Annotated in this window: 23 protein-coding genes, 1 tRNA gene and 1 pseudogene; 5 read left to right on the top strand and 20 right to left on the bottom strand. The window is 43.3% G+C overall.

Features of this window, described 5'->3' with window-relative positions; all coding sequences use genetic code 11:
• From M1F05_RS17360 to M1F05_RS17335, 6 genes and pseudogenes are all read right to left on the bottom strand, one after another.
• Entirely contained in the window at nt 1–792 is a 792-nt protein-coding gene (locus tag M1F05_RS17360) for a DUF4311 domain-containing protein (protein ID WP_206083579.1), read from the bottom strand.
• A 26-nt stretch (nt 793–818) separates the two neighbouring features.
• Entirely contained in the window at nt 819–1,115 is a 297-nt protein-coding gene (locus tag M1F05_RS17355) for a DUF4312 family protein (RefSeq protein WP_047756106.1), read from the bottom strand.
• The gene (locus tag M1F05_RS17350; protein WP_206083580.1) at nt 1,115–1,480 is read right to left on the bottom strand and encodes an SFCGS family glycine-rich protein; all 366 of its coding nucleotides are present in this window, start codon (nt 1,478–1,480) and stop codon (nt 1,115–1,117) included. The genes M1F05_RS17355 and M1F05_RS17350 overlap by 1 nt, the downstream gene beginning before the upstream one ends.
• Before the next feature lie 31 nt (nt 1,481–1,511).
• Nucleotides 1,512–1,850, bottom strand: coding sequence for a transcriptional antiterminator (locus M1F05_RS17345; protein WP_206083581.1), 339 nt, complete (start codon nt 1,848–1,850; stop codon nt 1,512–1,514).
• Between the two features lie 483 nt (nt 1,851–2,333).
• Nucleotides 2,334–4,283 (bottom strand): annotated as a pseudogene (locus M1F05_RS17340) (BglG family transcription antiterminator); the annotation flags it as partial.
• Nucleotides 4,284–4,480: 197 nt separating this feature from the next.
• The gene (locus M1F05_RS17335; RefSeq protein ID WP_206083583.1) at nt 4,481–5,188 is read right to left on the bottom strand and encodes a pirin family protein; all 708 of its coding nucleotides are present in this window, start codon (nt 5,186–5,188) and stop codon (nt 4,481–4,483) included.
• A 121-nt stretch (nt 5,189–5,309) separates the two neighbouring features.
• Between M1F05_RS17335 and M1F05_RS17330 the strand changes: the two genes are divergently transcribed.
• Nucleotides 5,310–6,203, top strand: coding sequence for a LysR family transcriptional regulator (locus tag M1F05_RS17330; RefSeq protein ID WP_206083584.1), 894 nt, complete (start codon nt 5,310–5,312; stop codon nt 6,201–6,203).
• Nucleotides 6,204–6,529: 326 nt separating this feature from the next.
• On the opposite strand, the gene M1F05_RS17325 is transcribed toward M1F05_RS17330, so the two are convergent.
• The 5 genes from M1F05_RS17325 to M1F05_RS17305 form a co-directional block, all read right to left on the bottom strand.
• Entirely contained in the window at nt 6,530–6,925 is a 396-nt protein-coding gene (locus tag M1F05_RS17325) for a DoxX family protein (RefSeq protein WP_206083585.1), read from the bottom strand.
• 258 nt (nt 6,926–7,183) lie between these two features.
• On the bottom strand, nt 7,184–7,483 hold the full coding sequence (locus tag M1F05_RS17320) for a YqjK-like family protein (RefSeq protein ID WP_206083586.1): 300 nt from the start codon (nt 7,481–7,483) through the stop codon (nt 7,184–7,186).
• Entirely contained in the window at nt 7,470–7,877 is a 408-nt protein-coding gene (locus M1F05_RS17315; RefSeq protein ID WP_206083587.1) for a phage holin family protein, read from the bottom strand. Before M1F05_RS17315 ends, M1F05_RS17320 begins: the two co-directional genes overlap by 14 nt.
• Before the next feature lie 6 nt (nt 7,878–7,883).
• Nucleotides 7,884–8,189 (bottom strand): DUF883 family protein, encoded by a 306-nt coding sequence (locus M1F05_RS17310; protein WP_206083588.1) that lies wholly within the window; start codon nt 8,187–8,189, stop codon nt 7,884–7,886.
• A gap of 240 nt (nt 8,190–8,429) precedes the next feature.
• On the bottom strand, nt 8,430–9,098 hold the full coding sequence (locus M1F05_RS17305) for a DedA family protein (RefSeq protein ID WP_206083589.1): 669 nt from the start codon (nt 9,096–9,098) through the stop codon (nt 8,430–8,432).
• A gap of 615 nt (nt 9,099–9,713) precedes the next feature.
• Here M1F05_RS17305 and M1F05_RS17300 point away from each other — a divergent pair.
• Entirely contained in the window at nt 9,714–10,676 is a 963-nt protein-coding gene (locus tag M1F05_RS17300) for a TerC family protein (protein WP_206083590.1), read from the top strand.
• Nucleotides 10,677–10,939: 263 nt separating this feature from the next.
• Nucleotides 10,940–12,193, top strand: coding sequence for a serine/threonine transporter SstT (gene sstT, locus M1F05_RS17295; protein WP_206083607.1), 1,254 nt, complete (start codon nt 10,940–10,942; stop codon nt 12,191–12,193).
• A 58-nt stretch (nt 12,194–12,251) separates the two neighbouring features.
• On the opposite strand, the gene M1F05_RS17290 is transcribed toward sstT, so the two are convergent.
• From M1F05_RS17290 to M1F05_RS17280, 3 genes are all read right to left on the bottom strand, one after another.
• Nucleotides 12,252–12,812, bottom strand: coding sequence for a carbonate dehydratase (locus M1F05_RS17290; protein WP_206083802.1), 561 nt, complete (start codon nt 12,810–12,812; stop codon nt 12,252–12,254).
• Nucleotides 12,802–13,719 carry a GTP cyclohydrolase FolE2 gene (gene folE2, locus M1F05_RS17285; RefSeq protein WP_206083608.1) on the bottom strand — a complete coding sequence of 306 codons (918 nt, stop codon included), beginning with the start codon at nt 13,717–13,719 and terminating at the stop codon, nt 12,802–12,804. Before folE2 ends, M1F05_RS17290 begins: the two co-directional genes overlap by 11 nt.
• 161 nt (nt 13,720–13,880) lie before the next feature.
• Nucleotides 13,881–15,902 (bottom strand): NADPH-dependent 2,4-dienoyl-CoA reductase, encoded by a 2,022-nt coding sequence (locus tag M1F05_RS17280; RefSeq protein ID WP_206083609.1) that lies wholly within the window; start codon nt 15,900–15,902, stop codon nt 13,881–13,883.
• A 223-nt stretch (nt 15,903–16,125) separates the two neighbouring features.
• Here M1F05_RS17280 and M1F05_RS17275 point away from each other — a divergent pair, with 223 nt between their 5' ends.
• Complete coding sequence (locus M1F05_RS17275; protein ID WP_206083803.1) at nt 16,126–16,722, top strand: GNAT family N-acetyltransferase; 597 nt, start codon at nt 16,126–16,128, stop codon at nt 16,720–16,722.
• A 61-nt stretch (nt 16,723–16,783) separates the two neighbouring features.
• Here M1F05_RS17275 and M1F05_RS17270 read toward each other — a convergent pair whose 3' ends face one another.
• Nucleotides 16,784–17,857 (bottom strand): dihydrodipicolinate reductase, encoded by a 1,074-nt coding sequence (locus M1F05_RS17270; RefSeq protein WP_206083610.1) that lies wholly within the window; start codon nt 17,855–17,857, stop codon nt 16,784–16,786.
• A 358-nt stretch (nt 17,858–18,215) separates the two neighbouring features.
• On the opposite strand from M1F05_RS17270, the gene M1F05_RS17265 reads away from it, so the two are divergent.
• Nucleotides 18,216–18,292: transfer RNA gene (locus M1F05_RS17265), tRNA-Ile, on the top strand.
• A gap of 121 nt (nt 18,293–18,413) precedes the next feature.
• Here M1F05_RS17265 and M1F05_RS17260 read toward each other — a convergent pair.
• Genes M1F05_RS17260 through M1F05_RS17240 form a run of 5 tightly spaced genes read right to left on the bottom strand, consistent with a single transcriptional unit; the run spans nt 18,414 to nt 24,016 of the window.
• Nucleotides 18,414–20,057, bottom strand: coding sequence for a thiamine pyrophosphate-binding protein (locus tag M1F05_RS17260; RefSeq protein WP_206083611.1), 1,644 nt, complete (start codon nt 20,055–20,057; stop codon nt 18,414–18,416).
• Between the two features lie 41 nt (nt 20,058–20,098).
• Nucleotides 20,099–21,568, bottom strand: a complete 1,470-nt coding sequence (locus tag M1F05_RS17255) for an aldehyde dehydrogenase (protein ID WP_206083612.1) — start codon at nt 21,566–21,568, stop codon at nt 20,099–20,101.
• Between the two features lie 11 nt (nt 21,569–21,579).
• Nucleotides 21,580–22,371, bottom strand: coding sequence for an aspartate dehydrogenase (locus M1F05_RS17250; protein WP_206083613.1), 792 nt, complete (start codon nt 22,369–22,371; stop codon nt 21,580–21,582).
• Nucleotides 22,372–22,382: 11 nt separating this feature from the next.
• A complete protein-coding gene (locus tag M1F05_RS17245) occupies nt 22,383–23,177 on the bottom strand; it encodes an SDR family oxidoreductase (protein WP_206083614.1) in 795 nt (264 codons plus the stop codon).
• Complete coding sequence (locus tag M1F05_RS17240) at nt 23,174–24,016, bottom strand: alpha/beta fold hydrolase (protein ID WP_206083616.1); 843 nt, start codon at nt 24,014–24,016, stop codon at nt 23,174–23,176. Before M1F05_RS17240 ends, M1F05_RS17245 begins: the two co-directional genes overlap by 4 nt.
• Nucleotides 24,017–24,026: the final 10 nt, after the last annotated feature.

Raw genomic sequence — 24,026 nt, 5'->3', positions numbered from 1 at the left:
TTATTTCCCGCTCAGCAGTCCGTGGACGTATTCAAGCCACAGTGGTTTGTCTAGGTTGAAAGAGGTGATCATCTTCAGGTCAAACTCACGGAAGAAGCCACTCAGAACGAACAATAGAACGACTGTTATCATCATTGTGCGTGTGATGCGGTTCCAGCCGTTATCATCAACGCCTTTACCTATCAAGATACCTAATACTAAACCAGGGATAGCATTACCCATGATTAGCTGAGCACAACCACCGAACAGCGTTGCCCAGAAACCAGAACGGCGGCCTGCATCCATCGCTGCTAACCAGAAAATCACTGGCATCACCGTATTCACCAGCAGGTTTGCTGCAGGAACGAGAACGTTAATTGCCGTGGTTTGCAGTGCTGCAGGAACAGCGGATGCGGTGGTATTTAAGAAGGCCACCACAAATGCCCCGATGATGGCACAGGCAATGGCCATTTTTTTCGGGTTATGTAGGGTTTCTGCTACATTACGGTTTTTAGTTAAAAGTGCCGCAGCCCCCCAGTTTGGGATGATACGGTGGTCAACGTCTTGCGTGAATGCACCCGCAGCAACGGACGATGCCCATGCGTTAAAGAAGAACCCTAAGCCGAAAGAGAAGTGAGATGCAGGGTCGCCTTCACATGCGTTAAGTTCGCCCAATGTACGAAATGCCCCCATCCCTTGCACGGTCGGTGCGTGGAACATACGTGCCGCGCCTGCGCCTAAACCGAAGCCGCAGAGCCCACCGATAATGAGGGACATGCCCAATATTTCTAAAAAAGATGCAGTTTCACTCATGGAATTAACTCCAGACCTGATTGCTATTATTGTTCTGTAAATGGTATTTCGTTGACAGAAAGTAAGGTGACATCCAGCGAAACGTCGAGTACAACACGGAAATGTTCACGTTTGCGTGGCAAAAAGATGAAAAGAAATTTTTCTGTCCGCGAGTGCGAGTGAGCACTAACAACCTCAACATCCTTTGGTTCTATCCGCAGGATGATGTCTGTGCTGTTTTTCAGTACGGTTTTTTGAATCGAATTTAAGGCGTCCGCAATGGCTTTTTGCTTGGTGTCGCCTTGCCCTGTCACCCGTACTGTCGTTTCGATCGATTTTTTCATTAAGCGTTGCCGTATTTTTTATTAAATGCTTTAACTAAGCGCTCGCCTAACTCTTCCTTGTCCATAAAACCGAAACCTAATACATTGCAGCCCTCTGCAATGGCGGTTTCTCCCTCTTCAATAGAGCGCATCCCATAACGAGCTTTATAGCCATATTTGGTTTGAGCGGTGATAGCGCCTGCGCCGCCACTGCCACAAAATGAAATCCCAAGGTCGGCTTGCTCTGCGTTCATGACATCACCGAGTTTCATATCTGCTGCCACACCTGGGACAACAATCGCTTTTCCGCCAGCTGCTTCAACGCCTGCGGCAACTTTTTGCCCTTTACCTAAACGGTCTCCGATCACAATAACGATCTGTTTCATATAAATATTCTCCAATCCTACAACTTAAAAATTAATCATTTGAACGAACGACTTCAAAGTGAACAGAAAGCAAATATGTCTCTTCTGGTGCTAAGCCAGGGAGCGTATCGACAACTCGCTGAGCTAATGCAATCGAATGTTGAGATATCTCATCGAATAGACTGATATCAACCTCAGGTAATGCTTCGCCAGTTTTCGCTCTCGCTACCATGGCACGTAGATGAGACTCCAACATTTGTTGTTGTACATCGGTGGTGTAGCAGTCCTCTTGCTTGAGCCAGTCAGTAATCACTGCCAGCAGTTTTTGTGTGACCTCATCAATATCAAGATCGTGCTCTAACATTTGAAAAACGACAACTGATTCACTCATAACTATTTAAAATCCAAAGTAATATTGCTAGTTAGACTACTCTGTTCCTTCATGTCTTATACATTAGACGCTTATTGGCACTTTTTGCAGGCAGTGAATTTCCACTTAGAAGTGGAAATAATTTGGAAATCAAACTAAGTAAAATTAGTTTATTATTTAGACTATTTGGAAGTTAAATGGAAAAATTGACATGTATCAATCATCAGTAAGCGACTAGACTGATGAGGGGATACAATTAATTTTAATAAAATCAAATGGATATATTTTTTGTGGTATAACTGGAAATGGAGCATACAATTGGAAGGATAAGTGGAAATAGAAAATTAGAGTCGGTTACTTTTGGTGGTTATTGTTTCCACTTAGCCGTTTAGGGGGTAAAACCTGCAAGTATGACGAGAAAAAGATTTCGTAGAGTTGTGGTTAGGATCACGTAAAAGACGGCAACTCCCACTTTTCCACCTGGAAGTGGAAGTTGCACGAGGGCTACAGCACCCTTGCCAAGCTGTCCTTGGCGATCACTTGGAATTCATTGAAGTTTTTTACACTAATAAGGCGGCGCGTGGTTTTTTCTTTCACAAAGGTGACGAATAAATCGTAAATCGCCATCGCTTCTTCATAATCTGCCTTACTGATGGCGAGTAGGAAAATAACATAGGCATTTTCTTTGGTTTCTTGATTCCATTCAATGCCTTTGGGTGCGACAACCGTTGCAACAACGGTCTTGTTTGCCAATAAACCTAATGAATGGGGCAGGGCGATACCTTCACCTAAAAGGGTGGAAACGATGGACTCACGCTCTTGCAAAGATGGGTAAAATTCAGGTGTGACGTAACCTTCTTGCTGTAATTTATGGCAAACCGTTTGAAATAACGCTTCTTGGCTGATTTTTTCGTTAATCACCATAAAAAATCGTTCGTCAAAAAAACGCTCGATAATGTAAGGACGCGTTTGATCCACCATCGCGAGTCGCCCAACTTGCTCTAATTGGTAAGGCGTTGGAAAGGGCGCGATTTTGATAACAGGTTTATTTTTTTCAGAAATTCTCACTGTCGTGATCACAAAATCTTCACTCACTTCACTCAGCGATTCATATTCTTGCAAGGTTAGCCCGCGGCTAAATTTCAATTGTGGAAATTCGCGCATAATTTTTGACTCAACCACACGGAACGTTGAGTTCCCCGCATCCGTAACAACGAGCACCTCGGTTTGGCGTATCGAGCCAGCACCATAGTTACGCTCAAGGCTCACACCAATATGAACTGCAAGGTAGCCTAGTTCGTCTTCACTGATGGGGTGAGGAAGTAATTGCTTACTCGCACTGGTTAACGCACTGAGCGTGACATCATAGGCGAACGGATAATACTGTTTAATATCAGATAAAAGCGGATTTGGTGTGGAAATATGGTACTGCAGGCGCGTGATCAGCGCGGCAAGATGCGTGTTGAGATCTTTTTTAAGCTTTTCATCGTTTCGTAAATCATAGTTATATAACTCGTTAATATAATTCAAGATATATTCTGAAAGCTCATTGTGGCTGCCACTTTTTTGTGTGGATGAGTCTTGGTGGCTAATGCGCTGGGCAATAATTTGGTCATGTAAATAGCTGAGTTCCGCATTAGAGAGGTCATTCCCCAGAAAGTAAATTAGCCCTTTTGATATTTCATCACTGGCTTTGCGGATCACTTCTTCCGCTTCATCATTTTTGACGGGGGTGGTGAGTTCATGGCCCCGAGTGATGCGTAAAATGGTCACGGCGCAGTTAAAAACGAGGTAGAGATGCCCCTCATTGCTAATACGAATATCAAAGCGATTCATACTGTTATGAAGCACTTTATCAATATAGGTTAAATCCAAATTATCCAAGCTATCTGGGCGGAATGTGGTTAAATCAGGCGTGATTTGCTCCGAATAACGGCGCCATAAGGTTTCTGTCATGCAAGCACGAATCGCCCATTCGCTGCCATTGAGGCGAATACCTTGATGTGGAATACTTTCCAGCGCAATTTGGTATTTTTGTAGCTGCTCCCTGACTGCACCCATATCTTGTTGCAGCGTACCGCGACTGACGAACCACTCTTCCGCAATGTCATCAAGCTTGACGGGAAGGGACAACATTAATAATTTCAATAATAACGCATCAATACGTTCTTTGCTGGTGCGAGGGATAACGCTGTCTTCTTCGCTACGTTGTGTAAAGGTGGCAAATAGGGTTTCATCTTCAACTTTTAAACGGTAACCACGCCCCCGTTCATACACGATATGTGCGTGATATTCTTCAATCAATTCATTGATTTCATTGATATCAGAACGGATTGTCCGCGTTGAAACGGAAAAACGCTTAGCAAGTTCATCTTGAGGAACAACCTCATTGAGAATTTGGGCAAAAATTTGATTGTGCCGTTGTTGAGTGAATAGCGCCACGAAAACACCTTTAAAATCAAAACGAAAAAAGCCATTGAGTAAAAAATAGTTAAATTTCTCACTCGCTAATGGCTGGACTCTATCACAGGCTTGTCAATATATAGGATATGTAAATGATTAAATTTGCGAAACGGCTCGCAAATTTTCCCTCATACTCGACTAAATATGAGGGATTCTGGATTAATGGTGACAGGAAGTTGCCAGTAAACTTAGTTTTGTTCACCTAGGTCAATCAATAAACCGCGAAAATCTTTATCAGCAGTAATTTCAAACTCGTCTTCATTTTGTAAAAAGACCCCATCATTACAATTCATGGTTAAAGCCTCACCGTGTTTATTGCGCAAAGTGGCGCCACCATGTATTGATTGCAAAAAGGCATTTTGGCCTTTTATGGATATCGTGGATGATGACTTCGGCGCTAAGTGAATTTGGTTTATCCAAATTTGTTGACGTAACTGAATACTGTTTTTTTCGCCATCTGGCGATGCCACAAGGCAATTTTCATTTTCAGAAATCGTCACTTTCTGCAACGGTAATGACTCTTGCTGTGGACATGCATTTAACCAAAGTTGTAGGCGTGTTAATGGCGTCTGTGGGCAGATATTCTGCTCGCTGTAACTCAGGTCTGGGCGGGGTGAAAATCGTACGCAATCACCTTCGTTTGCATCAATGGTATTCCCTAAGCTATCACGGTATTGCGCATGCCCTTTTAGCACGATGTTTAATATATCGACATGGGGATACATTCTTGGCTGTAATGAGTTTTGCGGCGCTATAACCTCTTGGTTCAGTACTCTTAATGTTTTGAATCCCATAAAGTCTGGGTCAAAATAGTGGCCGAAAGAAAAAGCATAGCGAGCTTGTAGCCAACCATAGTCTGCTTTTCCGCAATGGTTAACGGGTCTTAATGTCATCATAATGGTTAACCCTCATCCAAATAATAAGTTAATAATCTATTGTTATAATAAATAGCTGGACGTTGAATTGTTAGCCAGTTAATCTGTTTCCCTTGTTCAAATTTCCTGAAAGAGATACATCATGAGTAAAGAGAGAGCATTAACGCTTGAATCATTAAGGGTGATGGATGCAATCGACCGACGTGGCAGTTTTGCAGCGGCAGCAGAGGAGTTAGGTCGAGTGCCATCCGCGCTAAGCTATACCATGCAAAAGTTAGAAGAAGAGCTCGATGTAATTTTGTTTGACCGTTCAGGACATAGAACTAAATTTACCAATGTCGGCAGAATGCTGCTGGATAGAGGCCGTATTTTACTCGAAGCGGCGGATAAGCTGACATCAGATGCTGAAGCACTTGCTAAAGGTTGGGAGACCCATTTAACAATTGTTTGTGAGGCATTGGTGCCAGCCCAGTCGTTGTTCCCATTAGTGGAGCGTTTGGCTGAAAAGTCAGAAACGCAATTATCATTGATTACAGAAGTGCTGGCAGGCGCATGGGAGCGTCTTGAAAGTGGTAAGGCAGATATTGTGATTGCGCCCGATATGCACTTTCGTTCATCGTCAGAAATTAACTCGAAGCCGTTATACACCATTAACCATATTTACGTAGCGAGTCCAGATCATCCCATCCATCAAGAGCCAGAGCCACTTTCTGATGTGACGAGAGTGAAATACCGTGGGATTGCCGTTGCTGATACAGCTCGTGAACGTCCTGTGATCACCGTACAATTGTTGGATAAACAGCAGCGTTTGACGGTTTCTAGTATCGAAGATAAGCGTAATGCATTATTAGCTGGACTTGGTGTAGCGACAATGCCGTATCCGTTGGTGGAGCAAGATATTCGCGAAGGGCGCTTGAAAGTTGTCGGGGCCGAGTTTAGCCATGAGACGACAATTATTATGGCGTGGCGGAGGGATAGTATGGGGGAGGCGAAGTCGTGGTGTTTGCGTGAGATCCCTAAATTATTTAGGGTGTAAACTCGTCATATTTTGAGTCGTAGGGGTGTTGGCTTCATTGAGTCACCCGAGTCACATACTTATGTATGCTCACGGGATGACTCCATTTGCCGCCTACCTACAACTCCAAACTATTTAGAGTTTACGAGCCACGTGATATCAGTGGTGATTCAACAAGAATAAATAAAGCTGCTCAGATTAATTTTCATTTACTGATAACGATGATTTAGTTTCTATTAACTTCAAAACAATTATTTTGAATAAAAAAACACCTCCCGAGGGAGGTGTAAGTTGGACAAACAAATGAAGACAAATCAGAAATCAATAAGGGTGATATGAAACGCGTATTACCATTTTTTGCCGAGTAAATGATCGATACTGAATTTACCTGGGCCTGTAACCGCTAACAGTAAGAAACCGCCCGCGATAGTAAAGTTCTTCATAAACATCAAGCTGTTTGGTGCCACACTAAAGTCGATGTGGAACAGCAATGCGGTTAATACAGTGAAACCTGCAGTGAACAAAGCAACGGTACGAGTTAAGAAACCAAACAGAACCGCTAATCCGCCGCCTAATTCTAATAAAATTGTTAAAGGTAATAAGAAGCTAGGAACACCCATGGCTTGCATATATTGTTGTGTGCCTGCATAAGCATCACCCAATTTTCCATATCCAGCGACAATAAACAGGATTGGCATCATGATACGGGCCAATAATATCGCACCACTTTCTAAATTTTTCATCGAGATTCTCCAGACTAATAAGTCATTAAATATGAGTTAATTGCGATATATGTCGCTTTATAAAGTTATTTTTAGCACAAATTGGCTAGAAATCATTTGATGGGCTTATAGTAGCTATTTGCTCATTCAATAAAAAGCTAAGGTTATTAACAAAGATAGACAAAAAAATTGAATGAACTTATTGGGGAAATAAAAACTAGAAAGATATGTTATTTATCCTATTGAATAATAATGAATTATTCTCAGATGGAGGGGCGGTTATTTTTTGCTGGTTTGAATTGCGCTTTGAATTGAACGAACTAAGCCCCAAATAGTGATGGCTTTTCGACCTAATAATAGAATTTTTTGTGGTTTGCGAAGGGAGTAGACAGAGAGCAAGCCTGTGGCGGCAATGACTAAAGGGCGAAAGGTCACGATCGTTTGCCAAGCACGGTCATAAGGTGCGGTAGTGTGTAGCCAGTCAGAGGACGTTTCAGCCAACTCTTGGCGTTGGCGCTCAATTCTTCTAATTAAGCGCTGCTTTTTGGCTACCAGTAATTGCTGCTTATTTTTGTTCATCATCCTTTCTCGCTAACGCGTTGGCATCTTGAGCGAGTTGCTCCCGTGTTGCACCTAGTAAGGTTGATTGTTTTGCCTTTTTTAACGCCCAAATGGCAAAAATAATGGCAAGCAGGATTAATGCACCTGTTGTCATCGCCAGTGCTTGGTAACGGTAAATTGGGTCAACAGACCAAAAAATTAAGCCGAGTAAGCACATCAAACCAAATGCGGTGAAGAGTAGCGTTAAACCAACCAATAAAAGAAGTTGGATAAGGTTGAGCTTTTCTTCTTCTAGCTCAACGGCGATTAACTCTAGACGCGTTTGCACCATACCCACTGAAATATTGGCAATGCGCCGTAAAGTTTCAAGGACCCCTTTACCGGGGCCCTGGCGTTGCTGGTTTGGTTCCATAAGCAATTAACGTTTAGCGAGTAACACGCCAAGAACAACACCCACTGCTGCGCCAATACCGACGCCTGTCCATGGGTTTTCTTTTACGTAGTTATCTGCGCGCCCCGCAATTTCTTTGGTTTGCTCGGTGATCCTTTCGGTGGTTTGACCGAGTTTTGCGCGAGATGAGCACAGTGCTTCTTGTGCTTTTGATTTTAAGCTTTCGATCTCTTCTTTCGATTTTTCGCCGGTATCACTAAGCATCGCTTCCAGAGAATCGGCTAAAGCACGGAGCTCCGCACGTAGTTCGTCTGATGAATGATTCGATGACATATACAACCTCCTATCAATAGAAAAAGCGCATTCGTAGTATTAACAATAGCGATTTTTACACTAAGTGCAATCAAATATTCGGAATTGTTATGTGCAATAAACAAAAAATGACAAATAGAGTATTCTAAAAAATAGCGGTTTAATCAGTAGATTAATGAAGTTTTTTACAGAGAATAAACAGAAAAGTAAAAATGAGTAAAAGTGAAAATGCGGGGAAGCAAAACGCCCCCGCAAATTGAATTAGTTTGCTTTTTTGCCTGACAGTTTTTTCTTTACAACGACAGCAATACTGCCGACTAAACCGATAACTAACAGACAAACAGGGATTAACATCAATACATTCATAATACGATGTTCATATTGCTGGAAAATCGGGCTTTTACCAAAACCATAACCTATAGCGGTTAAAATAAGCACCCACAATAAGCCACTCAACCAGTTAAACACTTGGAAGCGAGCATTTTTCAAGCCTGCTAAACCTGCAATGGTCGGCAGTAATGTTCTTACGAAGGCGAGAAAACGACCTATTAACAGAGCAGCAAGACCATGGCGGTGGAATAAGCCATGAGCCCGTTGGTGATAATGTTCAGGGAGATGTGCGAGCCAGCCTTTGACTATCTTTGTATTTCCTAGCCAGCGACCTTGTATATAACCTACCCAGCAACCTAAGCTTGCGCCTGCTGTTAAAATCACGATGGTTAGAGGGTAGCTCAAGGTGCCTTTCGCAATCAGAACACCCACTAAAATCAATAAGCTATCACCAGGCAAAAAGGCTGCGGGTAAAACCCCATTTTCAAGAAACAGGATAGCAAACAGCATAAGGTAGATAGCCCACATCAATGATGGGTTAGAGAGCGTGACATAATCTTGGTGCCAAAGGGCAAAAAAAAGTTCTTTAACTAATTCCATTAATGTTTCCTAAACGGCAATAACAGCAACAAACTTGTTGTTGGGCAGGGAGAAATGGATTAAGTGAATACCTGAGTGAAAGCGTTGTTTCCTCAGGCTGTTAGTGTAAAGCACGCTCACTTTAACAAAACAGAAAATAACTAAACAGCAAATTTTAAGCATATTTTTAGAATTCATTTAAGTTGAGCCGTATTTTTACAATTAATCATACCAATTGTAACAAGGGAAACTGGCTAGAAACGCACATTAGTAGAGGTTTCTCGCTATAAAATGCAAAAATTTGAAGTTAATTTGTTTTTTAACACAAAAAAACATCGTTAAATCTAAGATAGCTAATTATTGCATTTTAAGATTATTTACCGTATATTTTGCGCATAGCAAAGGGGAGTAACTTCTTCTTGTCGGTTTATCGTCATTACGGTGTACACATTACACCCGGTAGCCGAGCACCACAGTGCCTGTCCTTGGGTTAATTGTGTTGTAAGTGAGACCTTGCCAGAAGGCGAGGTTTGCTCATAATTTACAACCAATAGATAACTCCTTGAGGTTAAAGAATTTTAAGCGGCTGATGTCTTCTGGATATCAGCCGTTTTTTGTTTTTTAAGGGATAGGAAAATGCACTCAGTCGGTAACCCTGTTTTATGGGGTAGTTTTGCAGTTATTATTTTACTTATGTTACTTATCGATTTGTTTTGGCAGGGTAAACACAAAGGCCAAGCCATGTCGATGAAGCAAGCTGCAGCTTGGAGTATTGTGTGGGTCACGCTTTCGCTAATTTTTGCGGCAGGTTTTTGGTGGTATCTCAATGATAATGTAAGCCGTGAATTTGCTGATAGCCAAACGATGGCATTTTTAACGGGTTACTTGTTAGAAAAAGCCTTGGCAGTGGATAACGTTTTTGTTTGGTTGATGTTATTTAGCTATTTCGCCATTCCAGCCAGTTTACAGCGCCGAGTCTTAGTTTATGGTGTTTTGGGCGCTATCGTATTAAGAACTATCATGATTTTTGCTGGTAGCTGGTTGGTTACACAGTTTAGTTGGATTTTATATATCTTCGGCCTATTTTTACTGTTTACGGGGCTTAAAATGGCTTTTGCCAAAGAAGATGACTCGCCAATTAATGATAAACCGTTAGTGAAGTGGGTGCGTTCACATCTTCGGATGACGGATGAGCTGCATGGCGAAAAATTCTTTATTAAACGTAATGGCGTGTTGTTTGCAACGCCACTGATTTTAGTGTTGATCTTAGTTGAAATCAGCGACGTCATATTTGCAGTGGATAGTATTCCTGCTATTTTCGCAGTGACCACTGACCCGTTTATTGTTTTAACGTCTAACTTGTTTGCTATTTTAGGGTTACGTGCGATGTATTTCTTGCTGTCAGGGGTCGCAGAGAAGTTCTCAATGTTAAAATATGGCTTAGCGGTAATTTTAAGCTTTATTGGTATAAAAATGCTGCTTATTGACATCTACCATATTCCAACGCCGATTTCGTTGGGAACGATTGCCGCAATATTGGTGGTAACATTAATCATTAATACAATTGTTAACAAACGTAACGAAGCAAAAAGCAAATAATTCCCTTCAAAATTTAAATCCCTTACCGATGAGGTAGGGGATTTTTGTTTTAACCCTCTGAAAAGATTCAACCATTCTTCTTTATGCCATTCTACTATAAGAAACAAAACTCTATTGCGATCACAGTTATGTAAAATATTTGTTAAGTAAAATCAATCATTGTGTATATTTTGAATAATAGCCTTTTCACAAGGTATTTATTCCTTATACTGGCTCTGCAAACACATTTAATTCCTAATAAAGATAAATAATATAGGTCTACTATGGATACAAATAAAACAGGGTTATGGCGAGTGATCACTCACGGTAGCTTGGTCAAGCAAATATTGGTTGGCTTAGTTGCAGGTATTTTATTGGCATGGTTATGGCCATCGGCAGCAAAAAACGTAGGGCTGTTAGGTCATTTATTCGTGAGCGCGTTAAAAGCGGTTGCACCAGTCTTGGTGTGGGTATTGGTAATGTCTTCCATTGCTAACCATCGTCAAGGGCAAAAAACCAGTATTAAACCAATTTTGGTTCTGTATATTTTAGGGACATTCTTCGCTGCATTAGTGGCGGTAATTGCCTCATTTATATTCCCATCAACACTTGCCTTGGCGGGCAGTGAAACAGAAATGAATCCACCAGGAAACATTGCTGAAGTTTTAAGTGGCCTATTAAACAATGTATTTACTAACCCCGTTGATGCGCTGATTAATGGTAACTATATCGGTATCTTAGCGTGGGCTATCGGTTTAGGTATTGCATTTCGACATGCGACGGATACGACAAAAACACTGTTACTTGATTTCTCTAATGGTGTGACTCAATTAGTTCGAGTCATTATTAGATTGGCACCATTAGGTATTTTTGGTTTAGTGTCATCAACAATTGCGACAACGGGTTTTGAAGCGTTAAAAGGCTATTTCCATGTATTAGCTGTTTTATTAGGCTGTATGATTATTGTCGCTTTAGTTGTCAACCCGTTGATTGTATATTGGAAATTAAAGCGTAATCCCTATCCATTAGTGTTCGCGTGTTTACGTGAAAGTGGTGTTACCGCATTCTTTACTCGTAGCTCAGCAGCGAATATTCCTGTGAACATGGCAATGTGCCGTCGCATGAATCTCCATGAAGACACTTATTCTGTTTCTATTCCATTAGGCGCAGCCATTAATATGGCAGGGGCTGCGGTAACGATTACTGTTCTGACGTTAGCTGCGGTTTACACCAAAGGTATTCCAGTGGATATCCCGACTGCATTATTGTTAAGTGTCGTGGCTGCAGTGTGTGCTTGTGGTGCATCAGGTGTCGCGGGTGGTTCATTATTATTGATCCCATTAGCGTGTAATATGTTTGGTATTCCAAATGATGTTGCGATGCAAGTCGTTGCTGTTGGTGTGATGATTGGTGTACTGCAAGATTCAGCGGAAACTGCAGTGAACTCTTCCACTGATGTTTTATTTACGGCAGCAGTTTGTTTGGCAGAAGATGAAAAACTCGCAAATTCAGAGGCTCAGTTCTCCCATAACGACTAATAGTTTTATGTGATAAACGAGAAGGCAGAATAGATATTCTGCCTTTTTTGTTTTTGAATTAAAATTCATTACGTAATCGGCGATAGCCTTCAACTAACTGAACATTGGTTGCCGCGACTTCCTCCGAAAATTGCAATGAAGCGCGATCAACTTGTTTGAAACCCGATAAATCACTGTGCCCGTTAACATGTACACAAGAGGGAATATAGCGAGCAGGGGGAAGTGTTAGGCCGTCAACCACCGCGTTGTAGCGGATTACACAGTTTTCGCCAATCACACAATTAAATAAAACGCTATTGAAGCCGATAAAAACTCGCTGTGCAATCTCGCAAGGCCCATGGACAATGGCACGATGAGCGATAGACGTGTGTGACCCGATATGTACGCCAGCACCACTCTTGGAGTGGATCACTACGCCATCTTGAATATTTGAGTGCGAGCCTATCACTATGGGTGACATATCTCCGTCTTCATTCAGTTCATCTGCGCGGATCACCGCATAAGGCCCCACATACACGTAATCTTCAATAATGACTTTGCCACAAATAATCGCTGTTGGGTCAATGTAAGCCTTTTCAGAAACAACAGGCACATGGCCTGATGGGTTTTTACGCAGCATGGTCACCTCGTTTCCAGCTTGTGCGTGCAGCTGCATTGTGTGCATGCAAACTTTCTTGGTGGTCTATTTCAACGGTAACTTCGTCAAATTGGCATTGGTGACTAAACGCATTGATTAACCTTCTTGCCGCATCTTCACAGAACATTAAGTTTTGCCCATTAGTGATGGCAAATGCTTGCTCATCACTGCGTTTCACCACGGTTTGAACAGGTGTGAGAAGGATGTTTTCGATGCGGTTTATCAATTCAATAACGGGCAGTTCTTTCCCCTCGGCGTTTAAGGTTACAGTAACCCACGCCCAGCTTCTTTGGCTATGAGGTGTTGCAGGCAAGCCTTGCTTAACCAGCCAATCAAGGACTTGAGCTTGCGGTAATAGGGGCGCTTGGTTATCAAAATCCAGTGCAAATTGCTGTTGCATCACTTGGGCACAAAGCGCGGTTGAACTGGGGCAGGTAGAAGAATAAGGCACGCCAACCTTTAACATAATAGGGAATGAATTTTTAAAATTAACATCTATTTCAATAGGATAAGACTTCCAACCAAACTGATTAGAGACTAAAGAGCGGCGAGATAGCAATATATCACCATAAATACGAAGATAAGCTTTAGAGGATGTTTGAATATGAGAAGACAACGCCTGTTCTAACGTTTGCCTTAGCAAATCACAAGTTAATTCACTTTGGGTAAGTGCATCTAGGGATTGGTAAAGACGAGACATATGAATGCCTTTTTGTCCTTGGAAATTAATCCCAATATCGACATTTGCATTAACAGGGCGACCTGCTAACTCGATGGGTAAGGCAATCCCTGTCATACCCACCCAATCAAGCCCTATTTGGCTGTGAGTATCACTTTGTAGTTGTGCATCTGCGAGTGGGGTGGTGAGTGTTTCGGTAGTCAATGACATAGAGCCTCAGTAATTTAGAATGCAAAAGATATGTTATAACATAACAATTAGTGGCGTTGAAGTGAGGTAAACATATAAATAGCACTGGGTCTTTGAGATAGGTATTAAATTTTCCCTCTTGCTCAATACATTCAACCAAGAGGGAAAAGGGGGAGGGAGAGTTAAAGCTGATAAGCGATTTTCATGCCTTGTTCGATAGCCCTACGCGCATCCAGCTCTGCGGCCACATCTGCTCCACCAATGACATGGGCATCAATTCCATGTTCAGCGAGCTGAATTTTTAATGGGCGATAAGGCTCTTGCCCTGCACATAACACCACGTTATCGACAGGCAAACACTGCGTTTTATCTTGATAACGAATATGCAAACCCTCATCGTCAACACGCATGTATTCCACGCCATTGAGCATTTTTACACCGCGCTTCATCAGTGACAATCGGTGAACCCAACCCGTTGTTTTTCCTAGTCCTGCCCCTACCTTGCTATTTTTTCGTTGCAATAAATAGAGCTGGCGAGGCGACCCTACGGTATTTTTATTCTTCGGGTAAATTCCCCCTGTTGAATGAATAGTTGGGTCAATGTTCCACTCTTGATTAAACAGTGAAGTATCTAGGCTGCTACTTTTACCTTCTTGCGTTAAGAGTTCTGCTACGTCAAAACCAATTCCCCCAGCACCAATAATGGCCACATTTTTACCAACCGTTTTCTGGTGGGTGATAACGTCAATATAGGAAACCACTTTGTGATGCTCAACGCCTTCTAGCTGAATTTTACGTGGAGTGACGCCAGTGGCAATAATGACTTCGTCAAACCCTGAGAGGCTTTGTGCATCAGCGTATTGCTCAAGGCGAACATCTACATTTAGCAGCTGTAATTGGCGGCAAAAATAGCGGATGGTTTCATGGAACTCTTCTTTGCCAGGAATTTGTTTGGCTAAATTAAATTGCCCGCCAATCTGGTTCGATTTTTCAAATAAAGTCACTTTATGACCGCGTTTGGCCGCATAAATGGCACATGAAAGCCCTGCAGGGCCTGCACCAACAATTGCAACAGACTTACTTTTAGCCGCTTTTTCATTGGGATAATCCATTTCCCTGACAGCTTGGGGGTTAACTAGGCAACTGGCAAGCTTTCCACTAAAAATCAAATCAAGGCAAGCTTGATTGCAGCCGATGCAGGTATTGATTTCGTCAGCACGGTTTTCGGCGGCTTTACGGACAAAAGCTTCATCTGCAAGGAATGGACGAGCCATTGACACCATATTTGCTTGCCCATTAGCTAGAATTTGTTCGGCAACAAATGGGTCATTGATACGGTTTGTGGTAATCAATGGAATATTCACTTTGCCCATTAATTTTTGGGTGACCCAACTGAATGCGTGACGAGGGACTTGTGTTGCGATGGTTGGGACGCGGGCTTCATGCCAACCAATACCCGTATTGATCATACATGCACCTGCTTTTTCAATTTCGTTAGCAAGGTATTCTATTTCTTCCCACGTTGAACCGTCCTCCACTAAATCTAACATCGAAAGTCGATATATAATAATAAAGTTAGCCCCAACAGCTTCACGAATGCGCCGTACAATTTCAATAGGAAAACGAATGCGATTTACGTAGCTGCCACCCCATTCATCAGTTCTATGATTTGTGCGTTTTGCAATGAATTGATTAATTAAATACCCTTCAGAGCCCATCACTTCGACACCATCATAGCCTGCTTGTTGGGCTAATTTTGCGGTATTCACGAAATCATCAATGGTATTTTGAACCTCATCCTCTGAAAGCGCTCTAGGTGCAAATGGAATAATTTCGGCTTGAATAGCACTTGGAGCCACTAATAATGGATGTAATCCATATCGACCTGCATGTAATATTTGTAGGGCGATTTTGCCATCCGCTTGGTGTACTGCATCGGTAATTGTGCGATGAAATGGCAGCTGAGCTGAGTTATTCAATACAGCACCATGGGCGGTTAGCGCACCTGCAGGGTTAGGTGCGATGCCTCCTGTAATAATCAGGCTGACACCATTTTCTGCACGTAAACGATAAAAATGGGCAAGGCGCTCGCTACCCTCAGGATGTTCTTCGAGCCCAGTATGCATAGAGCCCATTAATATCCGATTTTTAAGAACCGTATGCCCCAAATCAAGGGGGGTAAAAAGGTGTGGAAAATTGCTCATATGATGCTCCCATTCGGGATTTATTTAACAGGTCAGATGAGTTAACTGTAGCGTAATGATCTCGTAAATTGGTAAAGATGTTAAAATTTTGTGATTTTTATCATATGTTTTAGGTTAAATTGCTAAGTCAACACAGTTAAGTGACGTCCTTTTATTTTTATGTCATATAAAAAGATTAAAAAAGTAGAAACACATCGCAAAAAAGCCACATAGGGAAACCATGATGAAAGAGATTTGCCAAGCTATTACTTTAGAAGGTGAATGTGTTCGCCTTGAGCCTTTATCTCATCAATATGATGCAGAACTTGCGGCGATTATCCGTCGTGATGGGCTGCATAATTTATGGTATGCCTTAGTTCCCGATCCTGATAATTTCCCTCAAGATGTTGAAAGCCGTCTTGTACGTTTTGCACAGAAAGAGTGTTTGCCATTTGTGGTTATCGACAAACGCACGGGGAAACCTGTTGGCATCACGTCGTATAATAAAGTGGATAATGCCGTGCAACGGGTTGAACTGGGAGCAACGTGGTACGGTGTTGAGGTTCAGCGCACTGCAATTAATACAGAGGCTAAATACTTATTGTTAAAGCATGCCTTTGAAGAGTTAGGGTGCGTTGCGGTGGAGTTTCGCACTCATTTTTTAAATCATCAGAGCCGTAAAGCCATTGAGCGTCTAGGCGCAAAACTGGATGGTATTTTGCGTAGTCATATGAGAACCAAAACGGGTGAACTGCGTGATAGCTGTGTTTACAGCATTATTGCATCTGAATGGCCTGCCATTAAACACCATTTAGAATGGCAGATGGTAAAACCGCGCTAAGTCGCTTGTGAGTAAAAAGCCCACTTCATTCGTACATGTCGAAGTGGGCTTTACCGTTTAACTATAAGTATTCATGCATCGGTTTAGTCATATAGACATTATTTGGCATTTTTTCCGTGGTGGTATAGCCCGCGGGACTATTAATCAGCGCTGGGATACGGTTAACCAAATTCGCACAGGTTAGCTCAACCGTTGCTGGGTTATTCACCTCGATGGCAGTATCTGGTTCACCGATTAATTGCCAGCTATTTTTGTCACACTCATCAGCAGTTAAAATTTTACCAATACATTCAGTTTCGAGGGTCACACCTTCGGCCGTTTGTGTGATGACAACTGCGGATAATCCAAGGACATCACCTTTTTTCACCGTCATTTTCAGTGTGTCAGAATAAATATCGGCTTGTGCGATTTGTGGAACGCAGCGCTGTGTTTGGCTGATGATGGTTAAACCAAGGCGACTGCATAGCCAGCCATTTTGTGTCCACATGTAAGGTGGTGCATATTCTCCACTCTCAATTTTTTGGGAAATGACGTCATAAGGCAAGTCATTGTAATTACCAATTTGTTGGTTAAATTCATCGACGGTGAGCCCTGCACCGTGGCCGACTGCTAATGCTATCCCGTAATCTTCTACGTTATAACAGCTAGAACCTTTTATTTTCACCAGTTTGTGCATTGATCCTGCCAGTGTATCAATCAACACACCCCAATACATATCTGGATAGCCGCTTCCCGCTAAAGTACAATTATTTGCTTTAGCTAATGCATCAAGTTTTTGAGTGATCTCTGGGGATGAATTCCAAGGATAAAGCGCTTCTTCACCCGTAGAGATTGCGTTAACGCCGTGACGAGCGAACAATGAGAATGCGTCTTCTAAGTCAGCCATGGTACTGAGGGTTGCAATAATTCCGACATCAGGTTTTAAGGTTTCAAGGGTCTCATCTGCTTCATGGAGAGGCTGAACTTTTACACCTGTCGGCTTAGTACCTGCAATTTCGCCGATATCTTTGCCAATGACCGCATCGTTGATATCAAAAGCCGCGACAACTTCAGCGCCATGCTCTTGCAAGTAACGGATTAAAAATTTGCCCATTTTTCCGCAACCATATTGAACTGCACGTACTTTTTTCATCATTTTTGTCCTATATGCGAATTATCTATGAATCATATTGAGAGATCTAAGGTATAAAATTATTGTTCTATATCAATTAATTGAATAAAGGATGTTTAATAAAATTGATTGCCTTTATGTGGCCATTTATAGAGTGAATTTGATATAAAACAGTGCTAAATATAAATAAAATATATAAAAGCCAGTTTAATAAAAATTAGCAGTGGCGCAAAAAAAAGGAATATCATGGTGCGATTGATATGTTTGGGGAATGCTATTACGTTGAAATATAAGTGTGATAACGGTTTTGCACACAATTTCGCCATACGGTTTTGAAATACTAGACCTACGATAAAACTGCACGTATAATCCATCCCACTTTGGCCCCTTAGCTCAGTTGGTTAGAGCAGTCGACTCATAATCGATTGGTCACTGGTTCAAGTCCAGTAGGGGCCACCAAATTTTAGCTGTTAAATCAGCGCATTAAGCCACTTCTTAGTAAGTGGCTTTTTTGTATCTGATGGGTTGGCATACAAACAAAAAGAGCAGCCTTTAGCTGCTCTGGTTGGGTCTAAATCAATTAAAACAACTTTTTCTGTGGTGGGCCTGAGAAATTCATTTTGCCGATTTTATCCATGAGAACCTCGACCACGACAGGTTTTTTTAAATCAATAGCTTGCTGGAGAGTGGGTTTAAAATCAGTGGCTTTGTCGATGGTAAATGCAGTAATACCCATAGATTGAGCTAATTGATTGAATGAAGGCGTCAGTAATTCATTGTAATATTGCCTACCTGAGAAATATTTTTCCTGAATGCCTCGCATCACGCCATATCCATTATCATTCATAATAATCAATACGATAGGAAGTTGTTCTTGTGCCATGGTGGCCAGTTCGCCAATCCCTAACATCAAACCGCCATCACCGACAAGGCCAATAACCGAGGTGTCTGGGTTGGCTTTTGCGCTGCCAATCGACATTGCGAGACCCAAGCCAATTGCGCCAGCAAGGGAGTGAATATTGTGCATTGGCTCAGTGGCTTTTAATAACCGACTGCCCCATAAGCTCCCTGAGACCGTAATATCGCGCACAAAAATACCGTCTTTTGGTAGAACTTGTTCGACAGCATCACTGAGGCCACTATAAGCACCGCATTGTTCACGTAGTTGTTGCTCAGCTTGCTGAACGGCGTCTTGTACCTGTTTTTTCCAAGAATCAGAAACAGGGCGCTTGGCGAGCTCCATTTTGTCTGCCAGTGCTTCCAGTAAGGCTTTAGCATCGCCAGTAATATTGATATCAGCAATATAATTTCGATTGGCAGCTTGAGGGTCAATATCAAGTTGGATCAGCGGGCGCGGTAAGGGCAATGACCATGTTTTGGTTTCATTGCTGCGCAAACGGGAACCAACTACTAAGGACAAATCACAGCTGCGCATTAAGGCATCGATGGAATCTGCATTATGAAAGGCGCGTAAGCTAAAAGGGTGGTCATCGGGCAGAATCCCGCGTCCGTGGGTACTACTAATCACGGCAATACCTTGATTTGCTAAACGTTTTACGGCATCAGTGGCTTGTAATGCCCCTGCGCCAATCCACAATAATGGCTGTTTGGCTTGTTGAAGTTTCTCCCAAATAGTGTCGACGTGAGATGCGTTGCATGCAGGCAATACCGAGGGAACAACGGGGGGGCTTAATACGGAAATAGGCACTTGAGCACTTTGAATATCGATTGGGATTTCAATAGATACGGGGCCGTAAGGCACAGTTTGAGCGACTTGGATAGCTTTGTGTAAGACGGAGATCGCTTGCTCTGCACTGTGTACGCGAAAAGCTTGCTTGGAACTTGCTCGCAGGAAGCTGAGTTGATCTGGGGTTTCATGGATAAACCCTGCATCCATATCTAAATAGGCTTTTTCCACCTGACCCGTAATATGGATCATCGGTGAACACGCATTCATCGCTTCAATCATTGAACCAACGGCATTCCCTGCGCCCGCTCCTGTACTGGTTAATGCCACACCTAACCCGCGAAAACGGCTATGGGCATCAGCCATTGTCACCGCGCCCGCTTCGCCACGGCTTGGGGTAAAGTCGATGATCCCGCGGCGGCCAATTGCATCAGCAATGGGTAAATTATGAATCGAAATGACACCGTAAACCGTGGTGACTTGGTATTGCTCTAATGTTCTGGCGACGGCTTCGCCAACCGTAATCATGTCAGACATTATATTCTCCTAAATGCTTGAATAATCCTTTAACGGATTGGTTATTCACACCAACGGTTTGGTTGTGGGTTAAGTGCCAGAAACAGACTTTTTTGTTGCATATAGGCCTTGAGGCTTTCGATACCTTTTTCGCGACCAAGACCACTTTCCTTGAAGCCACCAAATGGGGTTGAAATAGAAAAAACTTTGTAGGTGTTGATCCAAACGGTGCCTGTTTCAAGAGCATCAGCAAGTTTAAAGGCGCGGGTATAATCACGCGTCCAAATCCCTGCCGCGAGGCCATACACGGAGTCATTGGCTTCTTGAATGAGTTCATCTTCGTTATCAAAGGGGATAACAACCAAAACAGGGCCAAAGATTTCTTCTTGGCAAACACGTGTTTGGTTATTTAAGCCTTCAATAATGGTGGGGCAATAATAGTTCCCCGATTGCAGGGCTGGGTCTGAAGGGATTTTCCCGCCAAGACGAATTTCTCCACCTTCTTGAATGGCCAGATCAACGTACGCCTGAACGCTATCGCGGTGAGCAGGGGAAATTAATGGGCCAATGTGTACGCGTTCTTGGCGAGGGTCACCGATAATTAGGTTTTGGGTTAATACGGTGAGTTTTTCCATAAATTTATCGTAGATATCACGGGCGACAAATAAACGTGAACCTGCAATGCACGCTTGCCCCATCGAACTAAAAATGCCGTAGCAAACACCGTGAGCAGCAAGGTCAAGGTCGGCATCGGATAACACGATCGTCGGGGATTTTCCGCCTAATTCTAACGAGGTGGTGATCAGTTTATCTGCCGCAATATGCGCCAGTTGTCGCCCTGTATTGGTGCCCCCTGTGAAGGATATTTTTCGTACTAAAGGGTGGCGTACGAGGGCATCCCCGATAATTGAGCCTTTTCCAGGCAGTACGCTTAACAAGCCGCTAGGTAAGCCCGCTTGCTCAAAGATTTCAGCGAGTTTTAACGAAATTAGTGGCGTTGCCTCCGCAGGTTTCAAAATAACGGCGTTTCCTGCGGCAATTGCAGGGGCAATTTTTTGCATATCACTGGCAATCGGTGAGTTCCACGGCGTGATCGCTGCAATAACGCCAATAGGTTGGTAAGTACTTATTGTCATGATATCCGTCTGGCGGCGAGGGGGAAGCTCTCCACCCAACACTTCACAAACCGCAGCAAAATAACGTGCGGTAGCCGCTGCACTTATCACAAGGCCACGGGCTTCAGCCCAGGGTTTCCCGTTATCTAATGTTTGTAAGTGGGTTAATTCTTCGCGCTGTTCGTCAATTAAGGTGCTGACTTTATATAAAATAGCCGCACGCTGGTGGGCGGGCATATTTCGCCATGAAGGCTCTCGCCATGCGGCTTCTGCGGCTACAACCGCATCCTCGACATCTTCAAGGCTAGCGCTATTTAGGGTTGCGACAATATGGTTGTCGCCAGGAAAACGCGATTGCATCTCTTTGCCACGGCCCAATTGCCATTTTCCGCCGACAAAAATATCCATTTTATTCATGATGTACTCCGTCAAATGGCATCCTGTTCAGCAACATGGCGGCAAATCGCCACCGCACTCAGTGCTGACAACATGGATGTTTTAGGGTTAGAGGGAAGTGGGTTGCCATTGAGTTCGATGCAAAATTGCCCAAAATCACCTTGTACTTCAATGCGATGGGTATTTTTTCTCGTGTTTGGGTCAACAATTAACTGTACTTGTGTGTCATCCATACCGATTCCGTAAAGGGCAACGGTTGCAGCAACATTGGCATTCGCTGGGAAGTTAAGTGCGGCCTCCCGAGCACTACCCGTAAAAAATACAGTCGCTTCAGTTACTTGGGATAAGTCGATAAATTGTTCGGCGGGGCCATTACGCCAACTCGCTGGGCTTTTGCGTGATTGATAAGTTACCTGCGTAATATTGGCCTCTTTCGCTGCACGCAGCCCATCAAGCCCTGCAATGGCTCCGGTTAGCGGAATTAATTGCCCATGATGTTGTTTGGCTAACGCGGTTAAATGTTGTGCCGTTGTGGTGTCAGCGAGTGCACCCGTTGAAATAATTGCTAGTCGCCAGCCCTTTTGTAAAACGAGGGGGGCATACTGTTTAACGGCTTGATGGCTGGCACATTCCAACACAAGAGAGGGTTTTTCATTAACTTGGTTGATATCCTCAATCGGGGTGACCTCCCCATGAAAGCGCTTAAGAATAGCTTCGTGGTGATGCGCGCGTGCCACAATCCAGCGCAGCGTTATTCCACGAGGTAAGCGAGTAATCACCTCTTCTGCCATCGCGCCATAGCCAATTAGCATTAACGTTTTCATATTTCAATCCTTTAAATTTGATGGGCAAAGCCACCAGAGACATCCAAAGCGGCACCTGAGGTAAACGACGCCATCGGGGATGCTAAGAAAACCAGTGCACGAGCAGGTTCTTCAGGTTTACCCAAGCGCTGCATGGGAATGCCGCGGTTTTTGGCGATGTTGCCTATCCATTGTTCCCATGTGAGGTCAGTATCGCTGCGATTTTCGAAACGGCGTCGCCATTGGTCTGATTCCACCATGCCAAGTAAGATGGAATTGACACGGATACCTTTAGGTAACAATGTCTTAGATAAATTCAGTGTCATGTTTAATAATGCGGCTCTTGCAGCGGAGGTTGCGACCATGTGTGGCTCAGGTTGCAATGCTAGCAATGAATTCACGCAGGTAATTGATGCGATATTGGACTGTTCTAAGAGTGGTAAGAATGCATTCACTGGGTTTATCACCCCAAATAATTTCAGTTGGGCTTCATGTAGCCAAGCTTCTTCAGGGGTATCTGAAAAGCTGGCGACATAACCTTGACCTGCGTTGTTAATCAGTAAATCAACGTGCCCATATTGCTGGCGAACTTGTTCAGCAAAGGCCTCTGTTTGGGTTTTATCTAATACATCGCAGATTACAGCGGTAAAATTTCCTTGTGGGTATAAGGCCATTAATTTTGTTGTTGCAGCCTGTAATTTATCTTTATTTCGACCACAAAAGGCCACTTTGCACCCTTCGTCGAGTAATAATTTGACGGTCGCAAAGCCAATGCCAGAGCTTCCGCCAGTCACGACAGCCACTCGGTTATCTAATTGTAAATTCATGCGTTTTTCCTTTGCAAAGCGGCCGATAGAAAGTGAGTTAGGAGCTGGTTAAATTCAGCGGGTTGGTCAAGGTAGCTCGCATGACCCGCTTGTGGAACATAAAACAGCGGACACTGCTTCTGCTGCGCTAATCGGCTGACTTGCGAAGGCGGAGTGATGGTGTCCTCTTCACCAACTAGCATTTCGAGCGCACCAGTATAGGCCTTTAAATACAGGCTGATATCGTCATGAGCCAGCATCCAAGCGGCGGATAAAAAACCTGGTGGGTTGAGTTTTCTCATATTTTGCTGCACCCACTCGATTTTTTCTTGTGAAGCAGTGGGTGAAAGTAAGGCTGCCGCGCGGTTTTGTGCATAAGCCTCGATGCCTGAGCTAAACACAATATCGTGCCTTTGGTCATACACGCGGTTGCGTTCTTCAAGGCTTTTTGTTCCATAACCTTGTGCGGGGTTAGCGAGAAATAAGCCATTGACGCGCTGAGGATGCAAAGAGGCAAAAGCACAGGCCATTAAAGCCCCCAGCGAGTGGCCAACGAGGGTCACTTGCTGTAAATCCAGTCCATCAAGAAAGGCTTCTAACGCATCGGCGTAATCCAGCGCTACAGGTGTTTTTGTCGCCAATTCAAGGCTATTCATATAGCCAGGGGCATCCCAACAATAGAGATGATAGTGATGAGTCAGTGATGACGCCGTCAGTTGAGAAATCCATGAGGCCGATCCTGAACTGATACCATGGAGGAGGATCACTGGCTCACCTTGGCCTGCCTCCCGCCAATTAAGGCGATATTGACCAAAGTTGGCAAGCTGTAACTCGGGTAAATTTTCAATTGGCAGATTCATCACTGATTAC

The sequence above is a fragment of the Providencia sp. PROV252 genome, assembly GCF_033676005.1.
GTDB classification, from domain to species: domain Bacteria; phylum Pseudomonadota; class Gammaproteobacteria; order Enterobacterales; family Enterobacteriaceae; genus Providencia; species Providencia vermicola.
This window is presented reverse-complemented; position numbering and strand designations above follow the sequence as displayed.

What these genes read in the sequence shown, in the direction of transcription:
- M1F05_RS17300 (WP_206083590.1), top strand. Translation starts at nt 9,714, where the DNA reads ATGCACTCAGTCGGTAACCCTGTTTTATGGGGTAGTTTTGCAGTTATT.
- M1F05_RS17305 (WP_206083589.1), bottom strand. Translation starts at nt 9,098, where the DNA reads ATGGAATTAGTTAAAGAACTTTTTTTTGCCCTTTGGCACCAAGATTAT.
- M1F05_RS17350 (WP_206083580.1), bottom strand. Translation starts at nt 1,480, where the DNA reads ATGAAACAGATCGTTATTGTGATCGGAGACCGTTTAGGTAAAGGGCAA.
- M1F05_RS17240 (WP_206083616.1), bottom strand. Translation starts at nt 24,016, where the DNA reads ATGAATCTGCCAATTGAAAATTTACCCGAGTTACAGCTTGCCAACTTT.
- M1F05_RS17355 (WP_047756106.1), bottom strand. Translation starts at nt 1,115, where the DNA reads ATGAAAAAATCGATCGAAACGACAGTACGGGTGACAGGGCAAGGCGAC.
- M1F05_RS17315 (WP_206083587.1), bottom strand. Translation starts at nt 7,877, where the DNA reads ATGGAACCAAACCAGCAACGCCAGGGCCCCGGTAAAGGGGTCCTTGAA.
- M1F05_RS17360 (WP_206083579.1), bottom strand. Translation starts at nt 792, where the DNA reads ATGAGTGAAACTGCATCTTTTTTAGAAATATTGGGCATGTCCCTCATT.
- M1F05_RS17270 (WP_206083610.1), bottom strand. Translation starts at nt 17,857, where the DNA reads ATGATGAAAAAAGTACGTGCAGTTCAATATGGTTGCGGAAAAATGGGC.
- sstT (WP_206083607.1), top strand. Translation starts at nt 10,940, where the DNA reads ATGGATACAAATAAAACAGGGTTATGGCGAGTGATCACTCACGGTAGC.
- M1F05_RS17245 (WP_206083614.1), bottom strand. Translation starts at nt 23,177, where the DNA reads ATGAATTTACAATTAGATAACCGAGTGGCTGTCGTGACTGGCGGAAGC.
- M1F05_RS17250 (WP_206083613.1), bottom strand. Translation starts at nt 22,371, where the DNA reads ATGAAAACGTTAATGCTAATTGGCTATGGCGCGATGGCAGAAGAGGTG.
- M1F05_RS17255 (WP_206083612.1), bottom strand. Translation starts at nt 21,568, where the DNA reads ATGAATAAAATGGATATTTTTGTCGGCGGAAAATGGCAATTGGGCCGT.
- M1F05_RS17290 (WP_206083802.1), bottom strand. Translation starts at nt 12,812, where the DNA reads ATGCTGCGTAAAAACCCATCAGGCCATGTGCCTGTTGTTTCTGAAAAG.
- folE2 (WP_206083608.1), bottom strand. Translation starts at nt 13,719, where the DNA reads ATGTCATTGACTACCGAAACACTCACCACCCCACTCGCAGATGCACAA.
- M1F05_RS17320 (WP_206083586.1), bottom strand. Translation starts at nt 7,483, where the DNA reads ATGAACAAAAATAAGCAGCAATTACTGGTAGCCAAAAAGCAGCGCTTA.
- M1F05_RS17345 (WP_206083581.1), bottom strand. Translation starts at nt 1,850, where the DNA reads ATGAGTGAATCAGTTGTCGTTTTTCAAATGTTAGAGCACGATCTTGAT.
- M1F05_RS17280 (WP_206083609.1), bottom strand. Translation starts at nt 15,902, where the DNA reads ATGAGCAATTTTCCACACCTTTTTACCCCCCTTGATTTGGGGCATACG.
- M1F05_RS17260 (WP_206083611.1), bottom strand. Translation starts at nt 20,057, where the DNA reads ATGTCTGACATGATTACGGTTGGCGAAGCCGTCGCCAGAACATTAGAG.
- M1F05_RS17325 (WP_206083585.1), bottom strand. Translation starts at nt 6,925, where the DNA reads ATGAAAAATTTAGAAAGTGGTGCGATATTATTGGCCCGTATCATGATG.
- M1F05_RS17310 (WP_206083588.1), bottom strand. Translation starts at nt 8,189, where the DNA reads ATGTCATCGAATCATTCATCAGACGAACTACGTGCGGAGCTCCGTGCT.
- M1F05_RS17335 (WP_206083583.1), bottom strand. Translation starts at nt 5,188, where the DNA reads ATGATGACATTAAGACCCGTTAACCATTGCGGAAAAGCAGACTATGGT.
- M1F05_RS17275 (WP_206083803.1), top strand. Translation starts at nt 16,126, where the DNA reads ATGAAAGAGATTTGCCAAGCTATTACTTTAGAAGGTGAATGTGTTCGC.
- M1F05_RS17330 (WP_206083584.1), top strand. Translation starts at nt 5,310, where the DNA reads ATGAGTAAAGAGAGAGCATTAACGCTTGAATCATTAAGGGTGATGGAT.